The sequence below is a fragment of the Bacillus sp. SRB3LM genome (assembly GCF_015712745.1).
Lineage (GTDB): Bacteria > Bacillota > Bacilli > Bacillales > Bacillaceae_G > Bacillus_A > Bacillus_A thuringiensis_K.
The window spans coordinates 374525-397402 of the sequence record NZ_VWVQ01000008.1 but is presented as its reverse complement, the minus strand read 5'-3'; the positions used below and the strand labels follow the sequence as shown (position 1 = coordinate 397402).

Sequence of the window (22878 nt, the reverse complement as noted above, 5' to 3'; positions counted from 1 at the left end):
GCGCGTATTTTCGAAAAAAACCTGACAGTTAACCCCCTCCTCCGGTGCCCCTTAGACGAAATATTGATGAAATATTTTAAGGGGGGGTGTTATTACCGAATCATTTTTACCACTTTTCATCGTTTTCCCATTTGTTGATTTTCTTTTTGAATGTTCTACCGTGTTCTTTATTGTGGCAATCCACACAGATTGTTTCTAAATTATCTATTTCTAATGCGAGTGCTGGATGATGTTCGAGTTCTTTTATATGATGGACAACAAGTTGAATCTTCTTACGCTTTGCGCTCTCACTGTACTCATTGGTATCTGTTTGCACTCGACCATTACGTTTACATTCCTGGCACTCATAGTTGTCACGCTTCTTTACTTGCTCTCGTATACACTTCCACTCACCACTGTCATAGAACTTACGCTTCTGTTGTTTGGTTTTATATTCCCTCATTCCCTCTTTATCACTCTACTTTCGAACTACTCCTCTGAACAACCACCTATCAATCCTCTTTTTAATCTCATAAAAAAGGAAGGATTGAATTGTTTGTTATTCTTTTCATCATTTTTTAGTAATTCTTCTATTGTCGAATCCATAAGATGGGACATTGAATAGAACATAGGCTGTTGGCCATACATTTTATAATATTTAAATTGCAGTTCACCAATTGCTACTACTGTTCGATTTTTAAAGTACCTATGATAAATTGCATCGTCCAAAGGACGCAGACCAAGCGCATCAATCTTCTTTTGTACCTCTTTTTCCATTTGCACCATCTTCTCCACTCCTTATTTTAACCATTAAACCACCATTTGGGCATTTACTAATTTATATTCCCTTTTTTGGTATACACAACCAAAATAAGTGAATAATAAGAGTGGATGAAGGACATGCACTATGACTTGTACATTGAATGACCCCAATTAGCTATTCCACACCTTTGAAATGTATGAATAATGTATATCCTTCATCCGTGTAGTCACTTCATGAAGGATAAGGAACGTACTGTGTAAATCACATTAAAACTAAACCATATTTTCTTTTGTTACAATTATACAGTCGTTCTTTATTCCTTTTCCATTCTTTACATATTCCGCTTTACATCCACAATGCATAAAACCTTTAACCATCTTGACATTTATATATTTTTTGACCTTTAGCAAAGGAATTTTTATACATTCTTTTTTATCTTCCTCATGTTATAATAAAAATCTCTTAACCATATTTGATATCATATACAAGTTATATCAAACCTTTCTGTTTCTCTATTTGAACAGTTACTTATCATCCACAGTTGATGAGGTAACTGTTCCTTTTTTTACTATTCTTTCAGAAATTCATCCATTGTTCTATCAAGTAACAAACCAACGCTTCTCTTCTTTGTTTTAGCGTTGCATTTTCCGTTTTGTTAAAGATCGGAATAACACTTTCTAATTTCTTTTTATCGATATTATTCATTTACAAAACCTGGTCCCAACATCAAAGTGAATGTGCTGATTATAATTGCTTGTTCTTATTTTGTTCACTTCATACATACCTTCTACAAAATAAACAAAAGCATCCGAATGGATACTTTCACTCTAAATCCTTATTTATTTTTTCAATTCTAAATACTGAAGGTATATGAGGTTGCATTCTTATATTAGACTCTTCAATCGCTACTATATACCGCGGATTTAAAGCAACTTGCATTTCGTTTCCTGTTTCCACATCTATATGAGGTAACGCAACAAAAGTATTAAGAAATTCTCCCTCACCATTTACAAGTGTCTTTCCAATGAGGGAACCAAGCTGAATCGATACAATATATTCTTTCCCATTTGATAAAATAATTTTAGACAAACTGTCCATCCGTATCCCACCTCTCACTTTGTCAAAATAACCAATTTATCATATGTTTTCTATATACTTTATATGCCCATTTTTCATATCTATGCCTCTTTCTATAAAAGTACATATGGACGTAAAAAGAGAGCAACCAAGGGAACGGCTGCTCTGGCATCATTTATATAGAAAGGAAGGTCTTTGGAAAAGCACTATCAATAAGTGTTGTCCGATGCTTCATTATATGCTTATTCTTAGAAAAAAGTTCTAGACAACACATTATTTTTGGTTTTAAAAACCATTTTTCTGCATATACTAAAAATGGTTGGAAAACTGACACTGTCTACTGTTTATTTCAGACCCTTAACTTAGTAAGCAGTTACAATCCATCTGTTTTCCTCCAACATTTCTTTCAGAAGGGTGAAGAATGCGAATGGGTATCCCTTATCCCAAAATTAACCTACCACACATCTATATCTTTGCATTCTTCATTCCTTCATACATCTCTTACCGCCTCCATCCATCACCCCATTATAAATCCTATAAAAAAGAGCACCTCAATAATAAAAGTGCTCTCTTCTAGTACAACTTGTACTGCATGTACTTATTATTAAAAAATTACCCTAAAAACTTAATCTAACATTATGTATTATTTAGCCCCTCTTTCAACCGCTAAGCATATATGTTTAACTTTCCCGGTTATACATTCATGTCTAAAACTTAGCGGCTGAAAGAAGAGCAAAAGCTCTTCCGAATTACAATGGATGCCCGTAAATCTACTTATACATATATTGTAAAAGTGGTTTCCGCCATCATTTACCTAATTTAAAATACCATACAATCCTATATTCAACTATCTATTTTTTGTCCTTTATTAAAGAACATTTTTCTCTCCTCGCTACAAGCCCTGCATGTTAAAATACATATACCCTAATTAAATTTCTGCGAGGACGTAAAACTCACTTGTCCTCCTACTCACTTCCAGAGCTACATGACTTGTCTTATACAGACCATGCAGCTCTCTTTTTTATAGCAAGCTATAGACTTATCTTGCTCATTAGCATTGTGTGAGAACATACGAAAAAACTATAATTCTCCAATAACTTCATCCCTATTTTTTCTTTTCCTCTTTACATATAAAAATAACGATTACATTCCTATCACCATTATCTAAATTTCATAATATAATACTATAGATATAAATTACTTTCAAAGGATGAATAACTATGAAATTCAAAAAATTGCTCTTAACTGTCTTATGTTTCTCATTATTCCTAATTATACCCTCGATTAGTGTGAGCGCTCAAAAAGGACAACCTATCATTTCTGATAAAAATACAACGAATCCCTCTGTCTCTACCTCTCCTTTCTTTCCATCCACCCTTCCGGGTTTCCTAAAACTGCACACACCATCACCGGCGAATCTTCCTCAACAACTTATCATCGTCCAAACTTCCGGCAACTATAATCAACAAGAAGCCACCAATATGATACAGCGTATTAGCAACATTGATAGCAAAACTCTATATGCTCTTTACCATAAAAATATTCGTATTAAACTCATTAACTTTCCAATCACTTATTTACCCGAATATTCTTATTTAAGAGGACAAACCCCTAGAGGCTGGGAAGGTACAGGCTATACCTGGGACTCTGTTCCAGGTATTGGCGGGAATCCTGTTGTTGCTCGTATAGGATATAGTAATTACGGTAATATGCATACTTCAATCAATCTTGAATTACACGAAACAGCTCACGCTATTGATCGTTATGTATTCCAAAACATTAGCTATTCACAAGAATTCTTAAGAATTCATAGTCGTGAATATAATTCCTTTTCCAACAGTTCCTATTACTACTATCCAGAGGAATATTTTGCTGAAGCCTATGCCTACTATTACTTGAATAGTTCTACCCATGAAACTTTAAAAACACGCGCTCCTTATACCTACGAGTTCATACAAAAACTACCTCTTCGTTTATAATTGTATCCATGCACATGTATTAGCGATACAACTCTTTTCCAAGTCATTCCTCCCACATCAAAGATTCCCTGTTTACTCTAAATAAAGAAATCAGATGACCGAGTAACATTCTTTTTGTAAAAATAATTACTACACGAATTAGTATTTTTCTATATACAAAATAAAGAGCATCTTTCAAGATGCTCTTTCCATTCAACGGCTACATTCAATCTCACACCATCGAAAACTGGTTTCGGATTTTAGATACCGTCATTATGAACCGTTTAGAATTTTAATACCAACATCGTGAGTTGTGTTTTCCGACACTTCCCACCATACAAATATAACACATTACTTCCAAAATAACCGACACATTTTCTGCCAAAAAGCGGCCACAACTCTGCCATTGTTTTTCATAGTTCAAATTTTTCCACTGTATCTGTTACTTCTACTGGTACACCAAATATACTTTTTTTCATTTCTGTCATTTTCTTTTTAATAATCCAATGTGGATAATTCAATTCTTCTAAAATATTTCTAAAATAAGTTGGGTTCAACTTTAACATATCAGGATTTCTCCCCGTATTCCTTTTATATTTAATGATTACTTCTAATAGTTCTTCATTTAACATGAATCACAATTACCTCCCCTTACAGTTTATATTTATGTATATACACCATTCGATTTCTCGATACCTGCAGTTACCCATATCTTATATTGTGTGTAACTGACTCTTTCACCAAATCCCTTGGTATCATTGATTTCATTCTACTTTTTCTTTTGGGTTACACAGTACAAAATTTCTGAGTAACTGTATAGATTTAAATAGAAAAAAGCAATGATTAGATTTTAAACCTAGTCATCACTTTATCCATTGCATCTTAGTTTACACCTATGTAACGTAGTGTAGACAAGTGATTGAATAGCTACATGAGAATGCCATGTTTTTCGTTTGCATGTCAATGTGATACTTGGACGTCTTTCTTAACGTATAGGATCCTATTTCATCTAATCCCAATTCTGCTGCCTTTCCACTTAGTATCTTATATGCCTTACTACGGCCGATTAGACGATTTCCCCCTACTTACTTTTTAATAGAAACTATCATCTTCTCTGTTTTCATTGAAACATCGAAGCTCTCTCTTTAGCACCGCTGTAATCTGTATACGTTTCTGCATACCGGTCTTCATTTCACACATTGAGATATGATTACCTTTTAAATCTCCAACCTTTAGTTTTAAAATATCACTTATACGTAAACCCGTATTAATTCCCATTACAAACAAAATATAGTTACATGCATTCTTTTTCTTTAAATATTCTTTGATTTGTTGTATTTGCTCTGGATTACGTATAAACTGGACAAAATTCATAAGTCATCCCCCGCGTATTGCTTCTCTGTCTCATAAACTTCTAATCTAAGAGCAAAAGCAAGCTTATAGAAAGCTTTCGCTTTCATACGTCGATACGTACGCTCACTCATGCCAATTTCGTTATACACCATATAATCGCATACATCTTCATCTTCTAAATATCGTTTAACTATAATGTCCCTCTGATTGTTTCCAACTGAACTGTTTCCGAATCGACTTAATGCTTGTTCAACTCGAAATGCCATTTTCTCTAACCATTCTTCACGTTTTCTTTGTTGAATATTAGAAATCGCTACATCCTCTAACTGCTTGCCAACTGTATGTGTAGGACCATGCTCTCTCCTTTCATAAGAAGGAGTGACTTTCATTTCCTTACGCATCATTCCAAACTGCTTATATATACGTACACTTTCCAAAATACCTTCTAATTTCTCTTGTGTTGCTGCTCTATCGATTTTTGGTAAAAAAGATAATTGTATAGTCACGTAAGACCACTCCCTTTTATTTTTAAATTACTTTTGTCTGATTGCTCCACGTCTTCGTTCATAACAAGGTCTATACATCCCCATTAAACTCTCCATTTCACAAGTGCTAAAATTCTCTTTTGTTTAGTTTGTTTTTCCCATTCACGTCATTGACCTCTTAGTTCTTGAATTTTTTCCATCCCACTTATAAAAGAAAGAGGACACCATTTCTTAAAGCAGCTTGATTGCCGTTCTAAAAATCGGTGTCCTCTAGTTTTCGAGCCGGACTATATTCATTTCATGATGCTAGGCTATGTAAAAAGGTTTTCCCAAGCTTTATCTAGTCTAACTTTCTCTTCCTTTTGTATAGCCTTTATACGACAAGCAATTGCTTTTTTTAATTTCTTTTTCTTCTAGCCAAATTTTCCACCCCTTCTCTTTAAATACCCTTAACAGCTATTTTGGATCGTTTTAATTAATTTAATACTATTCATTCAAAAATATAATATGTGAATTGTATCTATTCATTAATGCTTACACAAGGATTATTTTTAAACTCTCTTATATCCAATGAATAAAATTCAATATTTCGTTAATAATAGACATAGGCTCCATTTGTCACGAATCAACCTTACACTTAGCATCATTTTTTAATATAGGAGCCGAGCAGTTAGTTCATTGAGCTAGCTGCTTTATCATTTACAAAGTGCAAAATAGCGTTTTTGTTTAATTTCTCCCTTTTATCACATAAGTTTTAAATGTATCACCGTTACGGTTAAAAGATACAATATTTATACCATGATAATCTCTGTGCCACTGGAAAATTGGGTCTAATCCTCTATAGCCGATTTTACGCATTAATGAAATTTTATTATTAGCTAAATACTTAAAGTTCTTGTGATCCACTGTAAACATTCGGCTATTTCTTGTATGTCTCATCCTCTCCATCCACCCAAAAATAACGTTTTTATAAAAACTTTTCACCTTTTAATCAGACAAGCATATCTTATTGTGTAGGGCACTCCACAGTCCATACGTTCAAACCTTTTAGTCTAAGAGCACACTTATATGTGTGCTCTTTTTTTATTTACTTTCAAATAACAATTTTATCTAAATTCATTCACTAACCTCATACTTTGACATACAATAATAGTGCCTTTCTGTATAATGTGAGTTCGTCACTTTCGTTATAATTAGGTATAAGGAGCGCTCTTTTAGCATTTAAATGTACTAATAAAGACCCTATATAAAACTGCACATACGTTAAAAAACATACATATACTAATCTGAATAGTCGTTACAGTACATTCACCTTCAGAGCGCTTTTCTCAAAAGGCTTTCTGTAATGTTCAAATAAAAATTTTATTAAAACTTTTCACCTTTTAACTGGACAAGCATATATTATTGTATGGAGGCATCCACTCATAGAAACCTACCTTTCTTGTTCAAGAGCACATATATTGTGCTCTTTTTTGTACCTAAATAAGGATTTTGTTAAAAATTAATTTCTTGCAATGTTTGCATTAGCCAAAAAAACAGCTTCTTCAAGTTTTGTTAAAGCTAATGATTTTTCACGACTATTCGGGTATGATCCATCTATCAAATTTGCGAATTGCAAAGCTTCATTTCTAATATCTACAAACTTCTCTGTTTGTCCCTCTTTCGATGGATGATAAGTAAAAATTTTTTTAATTTGTTCTTTCATGATTTTTTAGCTCCTTTTCCAAAATTAAAATTCCTACTTACCTTTATTCTTTGATGACAGGCTCCATAATTCCAAGTAAGGCATACTATATTAAAAATTTACTCGTAAAAATCTGATTACGATCTTTTAGATTTCTACATCTCATAAGACATTCATCTACCGTACTAAGGGTGCATATAACATGCGCCTTTTATTTGTTGTTAAATAAGAATTTTGTTTAATTTCCATGAACCGTTTTATCCCATTTACATATAGTAACATCATCCAAGTGAATACCTAGATTGCTCTGGACCAGCCTCCTGGTGTTCCTGTTACAAAAGAATCCGTTTAGCATTAGCGGGTTCTTTTATTTTTCTGTATAAAATCACTCTTTTATTGTGTTTTTAATTTACAGTACTGCTCTCAAAAAACATTCATATATATGTATTGAATGCAATTTGAGATCCCTCATATATCAAATATTTTTAAGAACTGACTCACCAACACAATTCAGTTTATCTTTACAAATGCATTAAAAATAAAATAGATACACAAAAAGGAGTTTGATTCTTTGTGAATGATCAACATAATAAGAACTCAAAAATTCACAAACCTTGTCCTTGCTCTTGTCCATCTCCCACAGCTAACAGTTTAAACGTTGTTCAGACTACCCCAACAATCGTTTCTGTAAATTCTGCAATTCCACTAGATACCGTGGTACATTCTAATGGCACGGCAATCTCATTCACACCACCAACAACTGTTTTGCTAGAAGGCGGAAGAACCTATTTAGCAATCTATGAAGTGCAAGTAATTATTCAACCCGGAGGCAATTTCGCAGGTATCACCATGTATCTTAATAATAATGCCCTAATTGGCTCAGGCACTTCTTTAGGATACACTGCAGGATATACCTCTGTATCAGCACCCGCCATTTTTACTACACCTTCAGGTATAACAAGTACACTGACTGTTCATGTAGGACCTTATTCTGATTCATTAAATACTTGGGGGTTAACTCTTGCTGTTGTAGCATTAACCTAATAAAACCTTATTCTCTCTATATTAATTTTTCTTTGTATTCTTGTTGGAATCTTTTTAACTCGTCTCTTAGAACTTTGATATAACTACATATAAAAAGAAAATTACTTGAATTGATAGAACTAGTGAATTAGCTAGAACAATTACTGATTCATCTTTTTTTGTATAAAATTCAAATTGGGTTAATAACCACCAACAAGACGATTAAAGTTTTCTTGATTTTTTTCTTTATACGCTCTCACAACGTCATCCCATGTAAAACCTGCAAATTCAATAATTTTATAGAATGAATCCATCATCATTATTAAAGGTCTTTTTGCACCAATAGAGTCCTTGTATTCGGCTTTTCCAATAAGATGATTTACGTTCTTGTCCATATGGAAGAACGCTTTATTAAAACCGTTTATTTTAGTTTCTGTAATATAAATTGTTCGAAGCAGATTTTTGATTTTAAAGTCCATAGCAACCGACAACCAAAAATGTAAAATATCAACCATTTCTTCTAAAAATGTATCGTTAGGTTGCTCAAATTTTGTGGACCACATTTTAAAAGAATTTGTTGCATTCCAAGCTTCATTCACTTCATTTTTTAGCGCATAAACCTTGTTATACAGCATGTCATAGCGAACATAATTTTCTTTATGTTTTGCTATGATATCCTTATCTAAAACCCTTTGCATTTGGAATAGTTCCGTTAAATCAATAAATCGATTTTTCATTTAATTTCTCTCCTACTCTTGAAACTTATTTATCTGAACGCTTTCTTTTGTTAACCTTATCTACCAATCTGAAGACAATCATAACCACCAATACACATAATATTGAAACTACAAATCCCATGATTTAACCAGCCATATCTTCAGCAAAGAATAGAATTTCTAAATTTTCTATCGCAACCTCATATATTTGATGCGAGTTCATGATTTGTACAGTCGCTCTATCGGCTATTACGTGTAAAACACGAGATGCATACACATCATCAGTTACCACATCACCAGAACGAGACTCATTCGGCCTCCGTCCCTTTTGAGCAAATACACGTCTTAAACTTTCTTTGTTGATCTCTTCTACTGTTGCGTATCTACATTTATTTGCATGATTGTAGCCCCAATCACCATGGATCGCTCCTTCACATCCCCATGTTCCCCATAACTCTACTTTGTTGTTAAATGTATCTTTAATCACTCGTTTCACTTGTGCAATAACTTTGTTATCCTTCAATTCGCATACAACCCATTGACCAGCAGTTACTTTCTTTTCATCAATCTGTAAATCCATTTTCTATCTCTCCTTAATTAAAGATTTATGAATCCAAACTAATCAGCTATATAAGTTAACTTCCTGCGCTGCATCATTTCTTCTCTTGATGGAATAACCAACTTTGACCAAAGTGAAGCTTCTTTTGCCTTCTTTCCACATTCTGATCGTGTTAACACTGGAGTTGTTATGGCTTCTTCTACAGTCCACTTCAAACGTTTAACTCTGTCACGTGCCGTACTATAACTAATACCATTTAATTCAGCTTGTTCCGCTTGTCCATCAGTTAACACTTTGTTTTTACATTTTGAATTGGCTTGTTCCGCCAATTTTAATGCTTGATACTTATCTATAGGTGGCTTACTGATTGCATCAATCTCCAACCTTTTTTTATTCTTGCTGTATAAGTTGAATGAGAGATACCATTTTTCAAAGCTATTTCTTTAATGTTTTTCCATCTATTTGCGTTATATCTTGATGGTTTTGTCATTGCAATTTCTTTGTCCCATCCCAAATTTCTAATTCTACGTGTCAGTAATTCATTACTAATTCCATTCTTTGCAGCCGCCTCATATTCTTCTGGAGTTATATAATAATCATATGGATTCTGCATGAGTATCTTCTCCTATTCAATTGTTAGTTAAGTTCTTGAATTTCTTTTAACGATCTATTCGAAACTTCAATACTACGAATCTTAAAACTATAATTCTTACGATATTTTTCACGAATTTTTAACGCCGCTTCTTCTTTCGTTTCAGCTTCACAAAATTCTAATTTAAATCCTGATTCTGTAACAATATCCACCATGTATGTATCTATGAGTGGCTCGTAAATAAAATCATGATCTATTGTGATTTGTTCAGTCATTTGATTCACCTTCTATCGGTGAAAGCGTAATAATCATTTGTTGATCTAACACATTCCCTATCACAGCATTCATCCATAGGGTAGGATTCATTTTTCTCATTAAAAATTCGATGATTGTAATTAACTCTTCGGTAGATAAGAAAACAAATTCGCCTAAAGGTTCTTGATTGAACTTGCCTCCTCGTTTTTCAATCGTTAGAGCTACTTCGTTGTCAATCATGTATCTTTTTGCAGTTACTAAATCGAATTGACGGACTTTCTCGCGGCCGAATCCTGTTATTAATTCCTTTAGTACGTCATGAATGACACGAAAATCTAACACTTTTACTTTCTGTTCAAGCTGCTCTCTACACCGCTTGCATAAAGTCCTTTCCAAACCAGAAATATATATTTTACTCATATCAGACTCAGGAAAAGGATTTTCGCATTTATAACACTCTTCTCCAATTACATCTTCAAATGGATTTAACATGTAAATCGCTCCTATGATTTATATTTGTTTAGCACTTCTTGCAATCTCTCACGCTCTTCATCAATAGATTGCGAGTTTTGCTTTTCAATTTCTTTTTTAGTTGGCTCAACATCTTCACGTAACCAATCTGGAACAATTTCTTTTCTATTTGAACGACCTGGTCCCGAACTATTCAATCGCTTGTTCTTACTCATTTCAAAGCGTCTATCTAATGCAGCAACATCATCTAATGTTTTTACCTTTTGCTTTTCCCAGCTTTTCAAAATGGCCTTAATGTAATTCCATTTTGGCTTATTTTCATCAATAGCTTTGTGAGCAGCATGTTTAATTAATTCGCTACCAAACGAATCATAAAACTCTCCTAATTCCGTAATGGCAATTTCACTTAATGGAATTCCTTCACCTTTTAAAAAGTTATAACTGACTTTAAATTCTTCATCGACTAATACATGTGATTTCAATTCTTTATTATCATCATGATAATAATTAGTATTTTGTATATTATTAGTACTTAGTAAAGAATTAGTATTTAGTAGTCGGCATTTTTCCATAGGGTGGCTTTTCCACTCAGTGGTTTCACCACTAGGTGGTTTATCCACCCTATGTTTTTTGGTATCTATGGTTGGTAACTCATAAACAATGGTTTCCCAATGTGAAATTTTCCCTGTTTCTGAATTTTGGATTGGATATCTCTTCAAATACCCTGCCTTTTTCAATTCTTTTAAGGTACTTGTTGTTGTTTTCTCACTATCCTTAGCATGTTGACTTAATTCAGTAGCATGAAATGTCCAATCATCCGGTAAAGAAAGCATGTAAGCTAATAATCCCTTTGCTCTCCAACTTAAATTTTCATCGCGCAAAGGCGTATTGTGTATAACCGAATAATTCGTATCCTTTTTCACTCGAAAAATACCCATATTTCCTACCTCTCCTATTTCCAAAACATCAATTAATTGTTATAATACGTATTATTATTTTCCCTTTAGGACCCGTTGCAGCGGGTTCTTCTCTTATGCATTCTTGCGGATTCTTTCAACTACTTCTTTTCTGCCACCAACCTTTTCAAGACGATCTGCTACACGAAAAACCTCTGTTCTTTCTGCTTCACAATCACTTTTTTGTTTCTTAAAATACATAGCTGATAACTGTTTTGATATCTCTAAATCTCTTATACTTTGCTTCTGATAAGCGTTATGTAATTCAAGATACAAAGTTTTATTCCTTTCCTTATTTGCCTGGTTCATTTGTTTATATAACAGATGCAGATTTTGTATACACTCTCTACGCTCCTCTTCTAATTCCAAAGCCTTTTCTAGATGTTCCGGAAGAACTCGGCTTTCTATTCCCATCATCTAAAACCTCCCTTTCTAAGCGATCACTTTCATCAAACTTTCGTTCAATGAAAGTACCACCTTTATAAACTCCATACGCAAGTATCACAATCCCTAATCCAAAGATACAGACATTCGTTGTACTTTCTACCGTTGTAATATCCATTAGGCTAAAACAAACACCTTTTTAGACTCAATTTCTTGCGCCAACGCCTCGTTTAAATACTCTTTAATGTTATTCATCGCTTCTAACTTCCAAGCCCCACCATCGGCTTCAAACAAACCACAACGTGCACCTTCACGCATTCTGAACACAAACTTACTTTCTGGTTGTTCCACTTCAACAAATGTTCTATATGGGCTTAATTGCACTGGATTAGGTACTTTTGCATTCCCTCTACTCGCAACTCCTGTTTTCACCGTTACAGCTTGCGATACACCATCATCTCCAATTTCCTTAATATCATTTTCTACAACCGTACCTACTACCTGTAAAACAATGTCTCGATGATTGTTTTGTACAAAACCTGATTGCAATGCAATATTAAATTCTTCTCTGTCATAAAAACTTCCAAAATTAAAACGTGGAATGGACGCTTGTGCTTCGATATAGGTACTTCTAGCCTTATCTCCATTAACCGCGGTAAAACATCTTACCGTTGTTGGGTTTACAATATGAATCATTACAGGTTCAGTTGTGTCAAATTCTGATTTCACGTAACCTACTAAACCAGATAAACTACGAACAGTAATCTCTGCTGGTGTCGGTTCTTGTACAAGATGTAATCGTTGTGTTGAATAAGTTTGTTCCCCGATTTTATGTGTTTCAATCGTTCCAATCTCTAATACCTTTTCAATTGCTTCTCTTGTCATAGTCATTTTTTATTTCCCCTTTTCTTAATTAGATTTACTTTTCATATAATCGATTACTACCGTTTGCTTTTCAGAAACCTGATTTTGTTCCTTCTTTTCTACTTCTTCTACAGGTTGTCCAACATCTGTTTTCACATCACCCTGTAGATCCATATAAAACTGCCCTTGGATTCCAGAAGCTAGCTCTTGACCAACTAAGTTTCCATTTTGATCCATATCTAATAGAATCTTAGATTCTACCGCTTCTGTTGGTGCTAGTTTCGAAGTAGCTTGAACTTGACAATTCCACACATCACGCTTTTTATCACCAGCAAATGAAAGGGTTAAAACGATCTTTCTTGCTTTTTTGGGATCAGTATTTAAATCTGCCATATTTTCCATTACGCGCTCAAACTCTTGATGAAATCTTTCAGCAAGTGCTCCATCAGCAAATGTATTTAAATCAATCATGACTTCCATTATTTCTCTCACCTAAGCCTTCCTTCTTAAAATTCAACATCTACTTGAATATCAATGTTCATAGGTATTTCTTGCGTTACACGAATTGATTTTGGACTTACACCTTTTTGAACCAACTTTTTAACTTCTTCTTTTGCAGCTTCTTTTGTGTGAAACTCACTGATACCTGGAAAACCAGCGAAATTACTAGTAATCACTAAAATCTTTTGTTGCATGATTGCTCCTCCTACTGAACTTCCGCCATATTTATTTGTGAATTTGTAGCTGTAATTTCTTCTTCTAAAATGATTGGAAGTGAATATTCTTCATTAATGATTTGAATCGCTCTATCTAAATGATGACGTTTAATAGCTTTATAACTACTAATCCCAAACTCCCTATGTAATTGACTATAAATATCGCTATACACTTTTTTTCTAAGGCTAACATCCCGATAAGCATTAGATTCTTTACCACCTAATAGAAGAACACCTAACTTTCTTACAACCTTTGATACTTCATCACATTCGATAGCATATAAAGGAGCATTTTCTCGTAAATCCTTTACATCAGACTTAATCTCCTGAATTTCCTGGGTATGTCCTTCTAAAGCTTGAAACGTTAACTTTAAAACTCCCATTGGATCTGTAGGTATTTTTTGTTGATTTTGTATATGTTGCTTCATTCGTTTAAACTCTTCAATAAACTTGATTTTCATTTGAACAGCTTCTTTTGTGTTATAACTCATTACAACCAGCGTGAAAGCTTCTTCTTTTAAGTTATACTTAAGATATTTTCGTCCACGCCCATTTTCATAATTTGACTCGTGAAAATTTACGAGTGAAAATTCAGGTCCCGCATATTCAATTTGTTTTCTAATATCTTTCAACACATTGTCATGTGTCTTTTCAAACATTTCAGCAATCATTAAACTATCTGTTACTACTTTTCCGTTGTTTTCAAATACTAGTGCTTGTTCGTTTGCTACTGTTAATTGATTCATGTTACTTCCCCCCTCTACAAACTCGGAATAATTTTAGTTTTATTCATATTACGATGTACCAAATGCAATTCATGATTTATTTTTTTAAAAATCAACCAATTATCAGGATTTAGATTGTATAATTTAATATGCATTTTTTCTTTTTTGTTGGCTTTTTACCATTTTTCATTAATACTAACCTCCTTATAATTCATCAAAATACTTATTAAGAAATTCTTTCATTTCCTTCGCTTTAAATAACCAACGATTATTTTTTTGTTTAGCAAAGATCTGTACTCTAGGATCACAAACAACATATTCCATTAACCAGTCATAACTTCTACTTGTTTCATATTGAAGTCTTTTCATATCCCACCAAGTACCAATTCCTATATCAGCTAAACGTTCATTAACTTGACGAGAAACTTCTTTTTGCAAGTAGTTATCATCGATAATGACTTGCACTGTTGCCGTCATTACTAGATCTCCTCACTTTCCAATATTCGATTTATTTTTTCTTTCACTTTTTTACCTTCTCTTTTACCGTGTAAAATATCAGAGAGATATGGACCAGAAACGTTAAGCATTTTTGCTAATTCTCCTTGCTTCATCCCATTAACAAATAGCCACATTTTCACTTTCTTACCAAACCTTTTATCCATATCCACACCTCCTTCTATACATTTAGCTAATTTTTTAGCTTTCTATTGACTATTCCTATCCGATTAGATAAAATTAAGGCATAGCTAAATAAACCAAATTAAATTACCTTTTAAACGTTGAGGGACGTGCTATAGAGGTTTAATTTGTAATGGTTTTGCGGCTAAATAATTAGCTTATGAACATAGTTTATTATCTGAATGGATAAAAGTCAATGATTTTATATCCATTCAGATAATAAATGTTCTTAGCTTTATTAAGGGTGGCTCAAATGTCTACATTCAACATAATTAAAAGTCTTGCGGATAAAAAAGGAATATCGTTATCTGATTTAGCAAAACAACTAAACATGGGGGAAAATTCTCTATATAAGTGGAAGACACAAAAACCTGCTGTTGATAAGCTGCAATTGGTAGCAGATTATTTTGAGGTAAGTGTTGATTACCTACTAGGTAGAACTAACAAAGAGTACTGGGAACTTACAGAGAAAGATGAAAAAGATATACAAAAAAAGTTAGAAGAGTTAATAGAAGATATGAGTAAAGCTGATGCTCTTGCTTTTTCTAAAGACTCTGAACCTATGTCAGAGGAAACTAAACAATTATTAATTGTCTCATTAGAAAACTCTCTTAGATTAGGAAAACAAATGGCTAAAAAGAAATTCACACCAAAAAAATACAGAAACGAAGAGTGATTGGAGTGGATCTAGTTGGTTTCAAAACAACAAATCAATTTAAAAATAGACGAACTACTTAGACGATATAACACCAGAGATCCTTTCCTTATCGCTGAAGCAAAAGGTATAGTCATTATCACAGAAGCCTTAGGGGATATTTACGGATACTACCACAAAGTGTCTCGTATCCCTTTTATACATATTAACGAACGACTTTCATATCAAAATCAAATCTTCACTTGTTTTCATGAATTAGGTCATGCTTTATTTCATCCAGATGAAAATACACCTAAATTATCCAAGGTGTCTCTTTGTTCTGAAATTCGTATAGAAGCTGAAGCAAACTATTTTGCAACGAGATTTCTTATCGATGGAAGTCATCATGATTACTACATACAAACAAAGCAAGAATTATTACAGCATTATGGAATCCCTAAACAAATGGATAGATTTATTTAAAATCTATTATATATTTTTATACAAGAACAGAACAAACATTCTCATTATATAGAATGGAGTGATTAAAATAGCTAGTTTTAGAAAACGTAATGATAAGTGGGAATATCGGATCAGGTATAAAGAAATGGGGAAATACAAAGAAACCTCCAAAGGTGGATTTAAAACAAAAAAAGAAGCTCAATTAGCTGCTGCTAAAATAGAAGAAAAATTAGTAAATGGGAGCAATATACAGGACGGTAAAATAACTTTTAATGAATACCTTTACGAATGGTTAAATGTCTTCAAAAAAGGAAATGTAGCTCCAAGAACTTACATGGTCTACGAAAAAAACATTAGACTTCACATCTTACCTGTGTTTGGAGAATTAAAGTTAAAAGATTTAACAAGAATTAAATATCAAAAATTTATAAATAACCTATTAGAAAAGTACAGTAAAAAAACGGTAGAAACAATTAATGTCACAATGCACCATGCGTTAGATACAGCTGTTAACGAACTTGGGATTTTAGAAAAAAACCCAACTACAAAAATTAAATTAAGAACAACTCGTGTTTCCTCAAAAAATGATGATATAAAATGCTACGATATAGATGAACTACACCAATTCTTAACTTACATCCTTAATGAGAAAGGAGGCTTTAAATACTTTTCTTTATTCATGTTTCTATCTCGCACAGGTCTCCGCATTGGTGAATGCTTAGCCCTTCAATGGGAAGATATTGATTTTGAAGAACAAAAATTATTCATCAACAAAACATTAATCACTACCAAGAGAAATGAAAAAATCTTATTCGGCCCACCTAAAAATAGAAGTAGTAAACGAACTATCTCTTTAGATTCTTCTACCATATCTCATTTAAGAAAAATGAAAATGGAGCAAAATAAAAACACTTTGAAGAACGGTAAATATTATAAAGAGTATAATTTTGTATTTACACATGAAGATAATTCTTGTATGCTACACCCAGCAACCCTAAAATTCTTACAGCAAGCTTGTAAGAAAGGAAATTTAAAGTACATTACCTTACACGGATTTAGACATACACATGCCGTTCACTTATTACAAAGTGGGGCAAACCTTAAATATGTTTCAGAACGTTTAGGGCATTCCTCTATAGACATGACTGCAAATGTGTATCTTCATATAACAAAATCTATAGAGGAAACTGCCGTAAACCAATATGACGAGTTTTTAAAATCTCGTGGGCAAATTGTGGGCAAGTAACTTTAACAATACGCTAAATTCACTTGTCACGATAGGTTTCAAACTTAGGTTTATAGAACGAACGATTATCAAGCGCAAAGACACGCTCTGTATATTCGCCTGGTTTTGTGCGTCCTAATGCGCGGTCCATCATGTTCATTTTTGCATCTAAGTTATCGATGTAATGCAGAATTTCTGCTTCTTTTACTAATGGTGGTTTTGGACTACCCCATTCTGCTTTTCCGTGGTGAGAAAGGACGATGTGTTGAAGAATTAATACTTCTTCTGCATCAATTTGCAGCTCGTCTGCTGCTTTACCAATTTCGTTTACCATAATAGAAATGTGGCCTAGTAAGTTTCCTTCTAACGTATACGTTGTAGAAATTGGGCCAGATAATTCAATTACTTTACCAAGGTCATGTAAAATAACACCTGCATATAGTAAGTCTTTATCTAACGATGGGTATAGATTTGAGATAGCTTTCGCTAAATCAAGCATTGATACGACGTGATAAGCTAGTCCAGATACGAACTCGTGATGGTTCTTTGTCGCTGCTGGATAGTCTAAAAATTCGTTTTGATGCTTATTTAATAAATGTCTTGTTAGACGTTGAATGTTCGGGTTTCTCATTTCAAATATGTATTGCGTAATTTTCTCAACCATATCTTCTTTTTTCACTGGTGCTTTTTCTACGAAGTCTGAGATATCTGTTACTTCATTTTCATTCGCAACACGAATTTGTTTCACACGTAATTGAATACGTCCTTTGTAGTTTAAAATATCTCCAGCTACTTTCACGATTGTTTCCGCTACATATTGTTTCTCAACTTCTGGTGATACGTCCCATAGCTTCGCTTCAATATCTCCACTTGGATCTTGTAAGATTACTGTTAAAAATGGCTTTCCATTGCTTGCGATACCTTTTGTCGCTGTTTTAATTAACAAGAAAATATCGACTTGTTCACCAACTTCATATTCTGCAATTTTCTTTTTCATTCGAATTCCTCCACCAAATCAGTTACTTTTAGTATAGCACACTACAACTCATTTTCTTTACGCATATGTGTTAATTTTATAATCTGTTTTTCTGTAAAATACGCGAGTAAATGCGCATGACATGTAAAGAATATGACTTGTCTATCCTTTGCAATTTCCTTTATAAGTTCAATCGTTCGATTCGTCCTTACCGCATCAAAATGCACGAAACTATCATCAATAATAAATGGATAATCATGTTCGAATGTTTTCGCGAGTGCAAATCTCAGCGATAAATATAACTGCTCCGCTGTCGCTTGGCTTAGTTCATGACTGTAAAAACGCATACCATCGTTACGTTCAACGATAAACGGTTCTGCCTCTGACGGTGAAAAGATTTTACTATATCGTCCGCCTGTTAAATAGACGAAATACTCTTCTGATTTTTGTAAAATACGAGGAAGATGTACTTCGTGATAATATTGCTTCGTTTTCGTTAACACCGTTTTTGCGGCCGCATAAGCAGCCCACTTCTTCACTTGTTCACGCACTTGCGCTTTTTTCATTTCCCATTCATGCATTAAATCACCGTATGTACTACCTTCTTCTAAATTCGCAATTTCCATACGATGTTTCGCAATACGCTCTGTCAGTTCTTTCTCTTCCGTAAGACAGTTTTGCACGACTGTCATTTCTCTCTTTAATTTCTCTTCATAACCGTCAGCTTCATAATGTTCAGCTAATGATAAGTTCGTTAAACGCTGTTCCAACAGATCAATTTGCGGTAATAAACGCCCCACTTGTTTCTCAGCATCTTCACGTTTTTCCGCTAGTTTACCTACTTCTAAAAACATCTCTTCATCTGTAGCCTCTGCAATATGCCATAAACCATCTCGTTCTACTAACAGATGTTTCAATCGTTCTTGCATAAACTCATATTCTTCTTGCCATTCCGCCAGTTTTTCTTTTAACTGCTTACAAGTTTGGCGCTTCTCTTTCTCATTTTGCATACGGCTTTGTGCCTCGTGTAGCTTACTATACTCCGCACTACCGATAACAGTTTCTAGTTTATGTTCAAATTGCGAAATCATTTCAAATAATGAAGATTTGCGCTCACTTTTCTTCTCTAAATCACGATATAATTGCTGCATTTTTTCAATACGCTCAAACGCCGGCAATATGTGTGCATACGTATAAAATTCAGGAAACATATAGCGCGTTTTATATGCATCGACTTGTTCTCCCGCCTGGAACGTTTCTCTCTCCCATTCCTCATACGATGAAACGACTTTATCATACGCTCGTTCCATTTGCTGTAACTTATATGACTCACGCTCAAATAGTTTACGTATCTCTTCATCTTTTTCTAACTCATAGCGCACAGACATCGCTTCTTCACTTTGTCTTCCGCCAGCACTTTGCTGAAGTGTAAGGAGCTCTTCTTGTAATCCACTTGATGGATCTTTATATAAAACAAGGGCGAGAACAATCCCTACAAAAACAATGACACTAATAAATAAGAGCGCTCGGTTATCTATAAATAAGCTTGTGAATAAAACGCCTGTGTTAATAAGAAGTAATAGAAGACAAACTCTTTGCCACTGCTTTTTCTTTTGCTTAGCTGTTCCTGCTTTTTCCTCATACTTGCGCTTCATTCTCTCTGCGCCTATACCGATAAACGCCGCATCTTGGAACGATTTCTCTTTCTCAACTAACACATTTCTCTCTTCATCCACTAACATTTGTTTCTTAATTTGTCTTATATTTTCTTCTTGTTCTTCTAATTGCTCTTGCGCTACTTTAAAACGATCATCGAGCTGTGCTTTTTGCGTTTCTAATTCGCGCGCCTTTTGCACTGTTTGCGTAATTAACTCTTTCGTTGCCAAACTCATATCAAATGAAAGAACTGTTTCCTTTTCAAAAGTAGCACCAATTTGTTGTTCCAGTTCTGCGATTTCTTCTTTTATATTCGTAATACTTCCTGTCAGATCACGCATTTCTTGGCGTGCATTTTCGTAAGACATATGCTGCATTCGAAGTTCTTCTACATAACTTTCTTTTTGCAAAAACTCTTCATCTATTTGAATCGATTCCATTTCAGATTGCACATTCTCAATTTTTTTATGAAGTGAGTCCACTTGTAATTGAAGCGGCTCCATCTTCGCCTTAATTGCTTCATAACGCGCCATTCCGTTTACAGGAAACTGCCCGCTCTCGTTCTCTAACACTTTCTCATGCGCACGCTTTTCAATAACGAGTGGCTCAAGCGCTGCTAATATTTCATAATCTTGCTTTCGTTTTTCTGCACTCTCTTTTTCCCCGCGAACAGAAGCAAGCTTCTCTTCACTTTCTTTTAACTGCTCCACTTGCTTTTCATACGTGCCAATTTTCCCTTGCCACTCTTTCATCTTCTCTTCAAGTTTCTTCATCTCTTGCAATGACACGTTAATTTCTGGTTTACGACCACTCGGCTTAAAGCGCTGGTCCATTTCTTTTTCTAGCTTTTTATCTAACTGCAATAGCGCATCACTTCCGACTGCACTTGCCGAAAATAAATAATTGCCAATATCCGCTTCACCAAGCTGATGAATGTTTTGAAGGCCATGCATATCAAATGAAAAGACAGATTCAAATAAACTTTCATTCATCCCGCTTAATATATCGTGTAAAATTTCCTCGCCGCCCGTTTTCCCGTCTTCAAAATAAACGGTCACCTCGCCAGCTGCCATCTTTGGCAATCGTTCAATTTTCAAACGGCCGTACTTCTCTGTTTGCACAGTCATCGCACCGCCATACTTGCCGCCTTCTTTCGGCTCATAACGGCGCTGTCCTCTCGTCGGAAAACCGAATAAAATACTTTTCATAAATGAGCGAATTGTTGATTTCCCCGCTTCATTTTCACCATATAACACTGTCAGCATTGACAGATCCATTTCCACATTTTCTAATTTTCCGTACCCATAAATATGGAGTTTTTCAATTCTCATTTCTTATCCCTCTCTTGCTGGAATAATTGTTCTAAAATAATATTTTCTGCTTCCTTTTGAATCTCTTTCTTCTCTTCCTCTGTAAAAGATTCAATACTATTACGTGCTACAGGAGATGTCCAAATCGTGCGCAACACGCCGTCCATATTGGTGAAAGCTTCTAACTCCTTCAGCACACTACCGACGAAATGATTTTCTTCTTTCAAACGCTCGATTTCTGCAAAAGAGACTGTCTCATTTTTCCACTTCATCGTATATACGAAATCTTTTCGCTCTTCACCAGATGCTAAAATATGAAAAATCTCTTCTACGCGCTTTTCATCACGTAAATAAGGAGAAAGTGGCCCTTGTCCTGTAAATACGACAGTAAGTAGCGTCCCTTCCTCTTCTCTTCGGCATTCATTCATCGCACTCGATACGCTCGTCATCAGTTCATCAACAGTTTCAAGTCCATCAATATTCACTTCTATCTCATCCCACACAACATCCGCCGTATGGAAAAATGAACATTGCGTTCCTTGTTTTGTAAGTTCAATAAGGTACGCACCCTTTTCCCCTGTCTCCTTACGATGACGACCTTGTATATTCCCCGGATAAATAATATACGGCTCTTCTGATAAAATTTCACGTTTATGTATATGGCCAAGAGCCCAATAATCAAACTGCTTTTCTTTCAGCTCACGAATTTGAAACGGCGCATAGCGATTATGCTCTGCATCTCCTTCCACACTTCCGTGAAGCATACCAATATGAAAAGGCGCATCACTCATTTTCGTATACTGCGCTGTCATATTATCCGTTACCGCTTGCTGCAAATAACTAAAACCGTAAATAGAAGCTAACAACTCACCATTTTTATAAAATGATTTCTCTTCTACATAAGGCTCCGTAAACACGTGAACATTTTCCGGAAACTCAATTGCTGCCCAGCTTCCCCCTAAATGATCGTGGTTACCGTGAATAATAAAAACAGGGATATCGTACTGCGAAAGTCTCTTCATTTGCTCGCGCACAAACACTTGCGCTCTCAAACTTCTCGTCTCCGCATCATACAAATCCCCGGCTAGCAATAAGAAATCAACGCGCTCTTGAATCGCTTTATCAACAATACGCTCGAACGATTCAAACGTACTCTGCTTCATTCTCTCCCAAACAGACTGCGGTACATTCATCTCCATCCCTTTAAATGGACTATCCAAATGCAAATCAGCCGCATGTATAAACTTTACTTGTTTCACAAATAACGATCCTTTCTATGTTTCAAAAGTTTCACCTTATTGTAACACGCAATGTCATATATTTCTTTGCATATTCTAGTGATTTATGCCAAAATAGTTATAAGATTCTGATTTTATT

27 protein-coding genes and 4 pseudogenes are annotated in these 22878 nt (G+C 34.5%); 5 read left to right on the top strand and 26 right to left on the bottom strand.

The features are described from left to right. Nucleotides 1-106: 106 nt before the first annotated feature. From F3I02_RS09060 to F3I02_RS09050, 3 genes are all read right to left on the bottom strand, one after another. Nucleotides 107-442, bottom strand: a complete 336-nt coding sequence (locus F3I02_RS09060; protein ID WP_098424726.1) for an HNH endonuclease — start codon at nucleotides 440-442, stop codon at nucleotides 107-109. 26 nt (nucleotides 443-468) lie between these two features. Further along, complete coding sequence (locus F3I02_RS09055) at nucleotides 469-765, bottom strand: hydrolase (RefSeq protein WP_196477851.1); 297 nt, start codon at nucleotides 763-765, stop codon at nucleotides 469-471. A gap of 799 nt (nucleotides 766-1564) precedes the next feature. Continuing rightward, a complete protein-coding gene (locus F3I02_RS09050; RefSeq protein WP_000377847.1) occupies nucleotides 1565-1840 on the bottom strand; it encodes a hypothetical protein in 276 nt (91 codons plus the stop codon). Nucleotides 1841-3039: 1199 nt separating this feature from the next. On the opposite strand from F3I02_RS09050, the gene F3I02_RS09045 reads away from it, so the two are divergent. Further along, complete coding sequence (locus F3I02_RS09045) at nucleotides 3040-3798, top strand: anthrax toxin lethal factor-related metalloendopeptidase (RefSeq protein WP_230876786.1); 759 nt, start codon at nucleotides 3040-3042, stop codon at nucleotides 3796-3798. Between the two features lie 392 nt (nucleotides 3799-4190). Here the strand turns inward: F3I02_RS09045 and F3I02_RS09040 are convergent, their stop codons facing one another. From F3I02_RS09040 to F3I02_RS09015, 6 genes and pseudogenes are all read right to left on the bottom strand, one after another. After that, a complete protein-coding gene (locus F3I02_RS09040) occupies nucleotides 4191-4409 on the bottom strand; it encodes a hypothetical protein (protein WP_065485648.1) in 219 nt (72 codons plus the stop codon). Nucleotides 4410-4659: 250 nt separating this feature from the next. After that, nucleotides 4660-5151: pseudogene (locus tag F3I02_RS09035) on the bottom strand (tyrosine-type recombinase/integrase). Next, nucleotides 5148-5636, bottom strand: coding sequence for an ArpU family phage packaging/lysis transcriptional regulator (locus tag F3I02_RS09030; RefSeq protein WP_065485652.1), 489 nt, complete (start codon nucleotides 5634-5636; stop codon nucleotides 5148-5150). The pseudogene F3I02_RS09035 and the gene F3I02_RS09030 overlap by 4 nt, the downstream one beginning before the upstream one ends. Nucleotides 5637-5926: 290 nt before the next feature. Beyond that, nucleotides 5927-6028: pseudogene (locus F3I02_RS09025) on the bottom strand (DUF3983 domain-containing protein); the annotation flags it as partial. A gap of 313 nt (nucleotides 6029-6341) precedes the next feature. Then, a complete protein-coding gene (locus F3I02_RS09020) occupies nucleotides 6342-6554 on the bottom strand; it encodes a hypothetical protein (protein ID WP_065485654.1) in 213 nt (70 codons plus the stop codon). Between the two features lie 562 nt (nucleotides 6555-7116). Then, entirely contained in the window at nucleotides 7117-7320 is a 204-nt protein-coding gene (locus tag F3I02_RS09015; protein WP_196477850.1) for an Acb2/Tad1 domain-containing protein, read from the bottom strand. A 552-nt stretch (nucleotides 7321-7872) separates the two neighbouring features. On the opposite strand from F3I02_RS09015, the gene F3I02_RS09010 reads away from it, so the two are divergent. Next, nucleotides 7873-8343 carry a hypothetical protein gene (locus tag F3I02_RS09010; RefSeq protein ID WP_098424729.1) on the top strand — a complete coding sequence of 157 codons (471 nt, stop codon included), beginning with the start codon at nucleotides 7873-7875 and terminating at the stop codon, nucleotides 8341-8343. Between the two features lie 179 nt (nucleotides 8344-8522). On the opposite strand, the gene F3I02_RS09005 is transcribed toward F3I02_RS09010, so the two are convergent. From F3I02_RS09005 to F3I02_RS08945, 14 genes and pseudogenes are all read right to left on the bottom strand, one after another. Continuing rightward, nucleotides 8523-9059 carry a dUTP diphosphatase gene (locus F3I02_RS09005; protein ID WP_065485656.1) on the bottom strand — a complete coding sequence of 179 codons (537 nt, stop codon included), beginning with the start codon at nucleotides 9057-9059 and terminating at the stop codon, nucleotides 8523-8525. A 124-nt stretch (nucleotides 9060-9183) separates the two neighbouring features. Beyond that, nucleotides 9184-9618: a hypothetical protein gene (locus F3I02_RS09000; RefSeq protein WP_196477849.1), complete on the bottom strand. Its 435-nt coding sequence runs from the start codon at nucleotides 9616-9618 to the stop codon at nucleotides 9184-9186. A 38-nt stretch (nucleotides 9619-9656) separates the two neighbouring features. Further along, nucleotides 9657-10210 (bottom strand): annotated as a pseudogene (locus tag F3I02_RS08995) (hypothetical protein). A gap of 23 nt (nucleotides 10211-10233) precedes the next feature. Further along, nucleotides 10234-10464 (bottom strand): hypothetical protein, encoded by a 231-nt coding sequence (locus F3I02_RS08990; protein WP_000139235.1) that lies wholly within the window; start codon nucleotides 10462-10464, stop codon nucleotides 10234-10236. Beyond that, nucleotides 10457-10936 (bottom strand): hypothetical protein, encoded by a 480-nt coding sequence (locus F3I02_RS08985; protein WP_196477848.1) that lies wholly within the window; start codon nucleotides 10934-10936, stop codon nucleotides 10457-10459. Before F3I02_RS08985 ends, F3I02_RS08990 begins: the two co-directional genes overlap by 8 nt. Before the next feature lie 11 nt (nucleotides 10937-10947). Next, nucleotides 10948-11853 (bottom strand): DnaD domain protein, encoded by a 906-nt coding sequence (locus F3I02_RS08980; RefSeq protein WP_196477847.1) that lies wholly within the window; start codon nucleotides 11851-11853, stop codon nucleotides 10948-10950. A gap of 93 nt (nucleotides 11854-11946) precedes the next feature. After that, complete coding sequence (locus F3I02_RS08975) at nucleotides 11947-12288, bottom strand: hypothetical protein (protein WP_098425506.1); 342 nt, start codon at nucleotides 12286-12288, stop codon at nucleotides 11947-11949. Nucleotides 12289-12432: 144 nt separating this feature from the next. Continuing rightward, nucleotides 12433-13146: a hypothetical protein gene (locus F3I02_RS08970; RefSeq protein ID WP_196477846.1), complete on the bottom strand. Its 714-nt coding sequence runs from the start codon at nucleotides 13144-13146 to the stop codon at nucleotides 12433-12435. Nucleotides 13147-13164: 18 nt separating this feature from the next. Then, the gene (locus F3I02_RS08965; RefSeq protein ID WP_000453496.1) at nucleotides 13165-13599 is read right to left on the bottom strand and encodes a hypothetical protein; all 435 of its coding nucleotides are present in this window, start codon (nucleotides 13597-13599) and stop codon (nucleotides 13165-13167) included. Nucleotides 13600-13625: 26 nt separating this feature from the next. Then, complete coding sequence (locus tag F3I02_RS08960; protein WP_196477845.1) at nucleotides 13626-13814, bottom strand: hypothetical protein; 189 nt, start codon at nucleotides 13812-13814, stop codon at nucleotides 13626-13628. Nucleotides 13815-13825: 11 nt separating this feature from the next. Then, nucleotides 13826-14581 carry a Rha family transcriptional regulator gene (locus F3I02_RS08955; RefSeq protein WP_196477844.1) on the bottom strand — a complete coding sequence of 252 codons (756 nt, stop codon included), beginning with the start codon at nucleotides 14579-14581 and terminating at the stop codon, nucleotides 13826-13828. Between the two features lie 14 nt (nucleotides 14582-14595). Next, a pseudogene (locus F3I02_RS34825) lies at nucleotides 14596-14750 on the bottom strand (DUF6906 family protein). Between the two features lie 14 nt (nucleotides 14751-14764). Continuing rightward, nucleotides 14765-15037, bottom strand: a complete 273-nt coding sequence (locus F3I02_RS08950; RefSeq protein WP_196477843.1) for a DUF771 domain-containing protein — start codon at nucleotides 15035-15037, stop codon at nucleotides 14765-14767. Between the two features lie 2 nt (nucleotides 15038-15039). Next, on the bottom strand, nucleotides 15040-15222 hold the full coding sequence (locus F3I02_RS08945) for a helix-turn-helix domain-containing protein (protein ID WP_000361154.1): 183 nt from the start codon (nucleotides 15220-15222) through the stop codon (nucleotides 15040-15042). 269 nt (nucleotides 15223-15491) lie between these two features. Here F3I02_RS08945 and F3I02_RS08940 point away from each other — a divergent pair, with 269 nt between their 5' ends. From F3I02_RS08940 to F3I02_RS08930, 3 genes are all read left to right on the top strand, one after another. Further along, on the top strand, nucleotides 15492-15914 hold the full coding sequence (locus tag F3I02_RS08940) for a helix-turn-helix domain-containing protein (protein ID WP_000102963.1): 423 nt from the start codon (nucleotides 15492-15494) through the stop codon (nucleotides 15912-15914). Between the two features lie 15 nt (nucleotides 15915-15929). Next, complete coding sequence (locus F3I02_RS08935) at nucleotides 15930-16355, top strand: ImmA/IrrE family metallo-endopeptidase (protein ID WP_069355118.1); 426 nt, start codon at nucleotides 15930-15932, stop codon at nucleotides 16353-16355. Between the two features lie 67 nt (nucleotides 16356-16422). After that, nucleotides 16423-17580 carry a site-specific integrase gene (locus F3I02_RS08930; protein ID WP_000135923.1) on the top strand — a complete coding sequence of 386 codons (1158 nt, stop codon included), beginning with the start codon at nucleotides 16423-16425 and terminating at the stop codon, nucleotides 17578-17580. Nucleotides 17581-17599: 19 nt separating this feature from the next. Here F3I02_RS08930 and yhaM read toward each other — a convergent pair whose 3' ends face one another. From yhaM to F3I02_RS08915, 3 genes are read right to left on the bottom strand one after another with little or no spacing between them, the layout of a single operon-like run. Continuing rightward, entirely contained in the window at nucleotides 17600-18556 is a 957-nt protein-coding gene (gene yhaM / locus F3I02_RS08925) for a 3'-5' exoribonuclease YhaM (RefSeq protein ID WP_000726636.1), read from the bottom strand. A gap of 41 nt (nucleotides 18557-18597) precedes the next feature. Continuing rightward, nucleotides 18598-21522, bottom strand: a complete 2925-nt coding sequence (locus tag F3I02_RS08920; RefSeq protein WP_196477842.1) for an ATP-binding protein — start codon at nucleotides 21520-21522, stop codon at nucleotides 18598-18600. Further along, nucleotides 21519-22760: a metallophosphoesterase family protein gene (locus tag F3I02_RS08915; RefSeq protein WP_000815719.1), complete on the bottom strand. Its 1242-nt coding sequence runs from the start codon at nucleotides 22758-22760 to the stop codon at nucleotides 21519-21521. Before F3I02_RS08915 ends, F3I02_RS08920 begins: the two co-directional genes overlap by 4 nt. Nucleotides 22761-22878 lie beyond the last annotated feature (118 nt).

What these genes read in the sequence shown, in the direction of transcription:
- F3I02_RS09045 (WP_230876786.1), top strand. Translation starts at nt 3,040, where the DNA reads ATGAAATTCAAAAAATTGCTCTTAACTGTCTTATGTTTCTCATTATTC.
- F3I02_RS08960 (WP_196477845.1), bottom strand. Translation starts at nt 13,814, where the DNA reads ATGCAACAAAAGATTTTAGTGATTACTAGTAATTTCGCTGGTTTTCCA.
- F3I02_RS09015 (WP_196477850.1), bottom strand. Translation starts at nt 7,320, where the DNA reads ATGAAAGAACAAATTAAAAAAATTTTTACTTATCATCCATCGAAAGAG.
- F3I02_RS08955 (WP_196477844.1), bottom strand. Translation starts at nt 14,581, where the DNA reads ATGAATCAATTAACAGTAGCAAACGAACAAGCACTAGTATTTGAAAAC.
- F3I02_RS09055 (WP_196477851.1), bottom strand. Translation starts at nt 765, where the DNA reads ATGGTGCAAATGGAAAAAGAGGTACAAAAGAAGATTGATGCGCTTGGT.
- F3I02_RS08985 (WP_196477848.1), bottom strand. Translation starts at nt 10,936, where the DNA reads ATGTTAAATCCATTTGAAGATGTAATTGGAGAAGAGTGTTATAAATGC.
- F3I02_RS08990 (WP_000139235.1), bottom strand. Translation starts at nt 10,464, where the DNA reads ATGACTGAACAAATCACAATAGATCATGATTTTATTTACGAGCCACTC.
- F3I02_RS08940 (WP_000102963.1), top strand. Translation starts at nt 15,492, where the DNA reads ATGTCTACATTCAACATAATTAAAAGTCTTGCGGATAAAAAAGGAATA.
- F3I02_RS09060 (WP_098424726.1), bottom strand. Translation starts at nt 442, where the DNA reads ATGAGGGAATATAAAACCAAACAACAGAAGCGTAAGTTCTATGACAGT.
- F3I02_RS08950 (WP_196477843.1), bottom strand. Translation starts at nt 15,037, where the DNA reads ATGACGGCAACAGTGCAAGTCATTATCGATGATAACTACTTGCAAAAA.
- F3I02_RS08980 (WP_196477847.1), bottom strand. Translation starts at nt 11,853, where the DNA reads ATGGGTATTTTTCGAGTGAAAAAGGATACGAATTATTCGGTTATACAC.
- F3I02_RS08975 (WP_098425506.1), bottom strand. Translation starts at nt 12,288, where the DNA reads ATGATGGGAATAGAAAGCCGAGTTCTTCCGGAACATCTAGAAAAGGCT.
- yhaM (WP_000726636.1), bottom strand. Translation starts at nt 18,556, where the DNA reads ATGAAAAAGAAAATTGCAGAATATGAAGTTGGTGAACAAGTCGATATT.
- F3I02_RS08970 (WP_196477846.1), bottom strand. Translation starts at nt 13,146, where the DNA reads ATGACTATGACAAGAGAAGCAATTGAAAAGGTATTAGAGATTGGAACG.
- F3I02_RS09005 (WP_065485656.1), bottom strand. Translation starts at nt 9,059, where the DNA reads ATGAAAAATCGATTTATTGATTTAACGGAACTATTCCAAATGCAAAGG.
- F3I02_RS09020 (WP_065485654.1), bottom strand. Translation starts at nt 6,554, where the DNA reads ATGAGACATACAAGAAATAGCCGAATGTTTACAGTGGATCACAAGAAC.
- F3I02_RS08965 (WP_000453496.1), bottom strand. Translation starts at nt 13,599, where the DNA reads ATGGAAGTCATGATTGATTTAAATACATTTGCTGATGGAGCACTTGCT.
- F3I02_RS09050 (WP_000377847.1), bottom strand. Translation starts at nt 1,840, where the DNA reads ATGGACAGTTTGTCTAAAATTATTTTATCAAATGGGAAAGAATATATT.
- F3I02_RS09000 (WP_196477849.1), bottom strand. Translation starts at nt 9,618, where the DNA reads ATGGATTTACAGATTGATGAAAAGAAAGTAACTGCTGGTCAATGGGTT.
- F3I02_RS09040 (WP_065485648.1), bottom strand. Translation starts at nt 4,409, where the DNA reads ATGTTAAATGAAGAACTATTAGAAGTAATCATTAAATATAAAAGGAAT.
- F3I02_RS08945 (WP_000361154.1), bottom strand. Translation starts at nt 15,222, where the DNA reads ATGGATAAAAGGTTTGGTAAGAAAGTGAAAATGTGGCTATTTGTTAAT.
- F3I02_RS08920 (WP_196477842.1), bottom strand. Translation starts at nt 21,522, where the DNA reads ATGAGAATTGAAAAACTCCATATTTATGGGTACGGAAAATTAGAAAAT.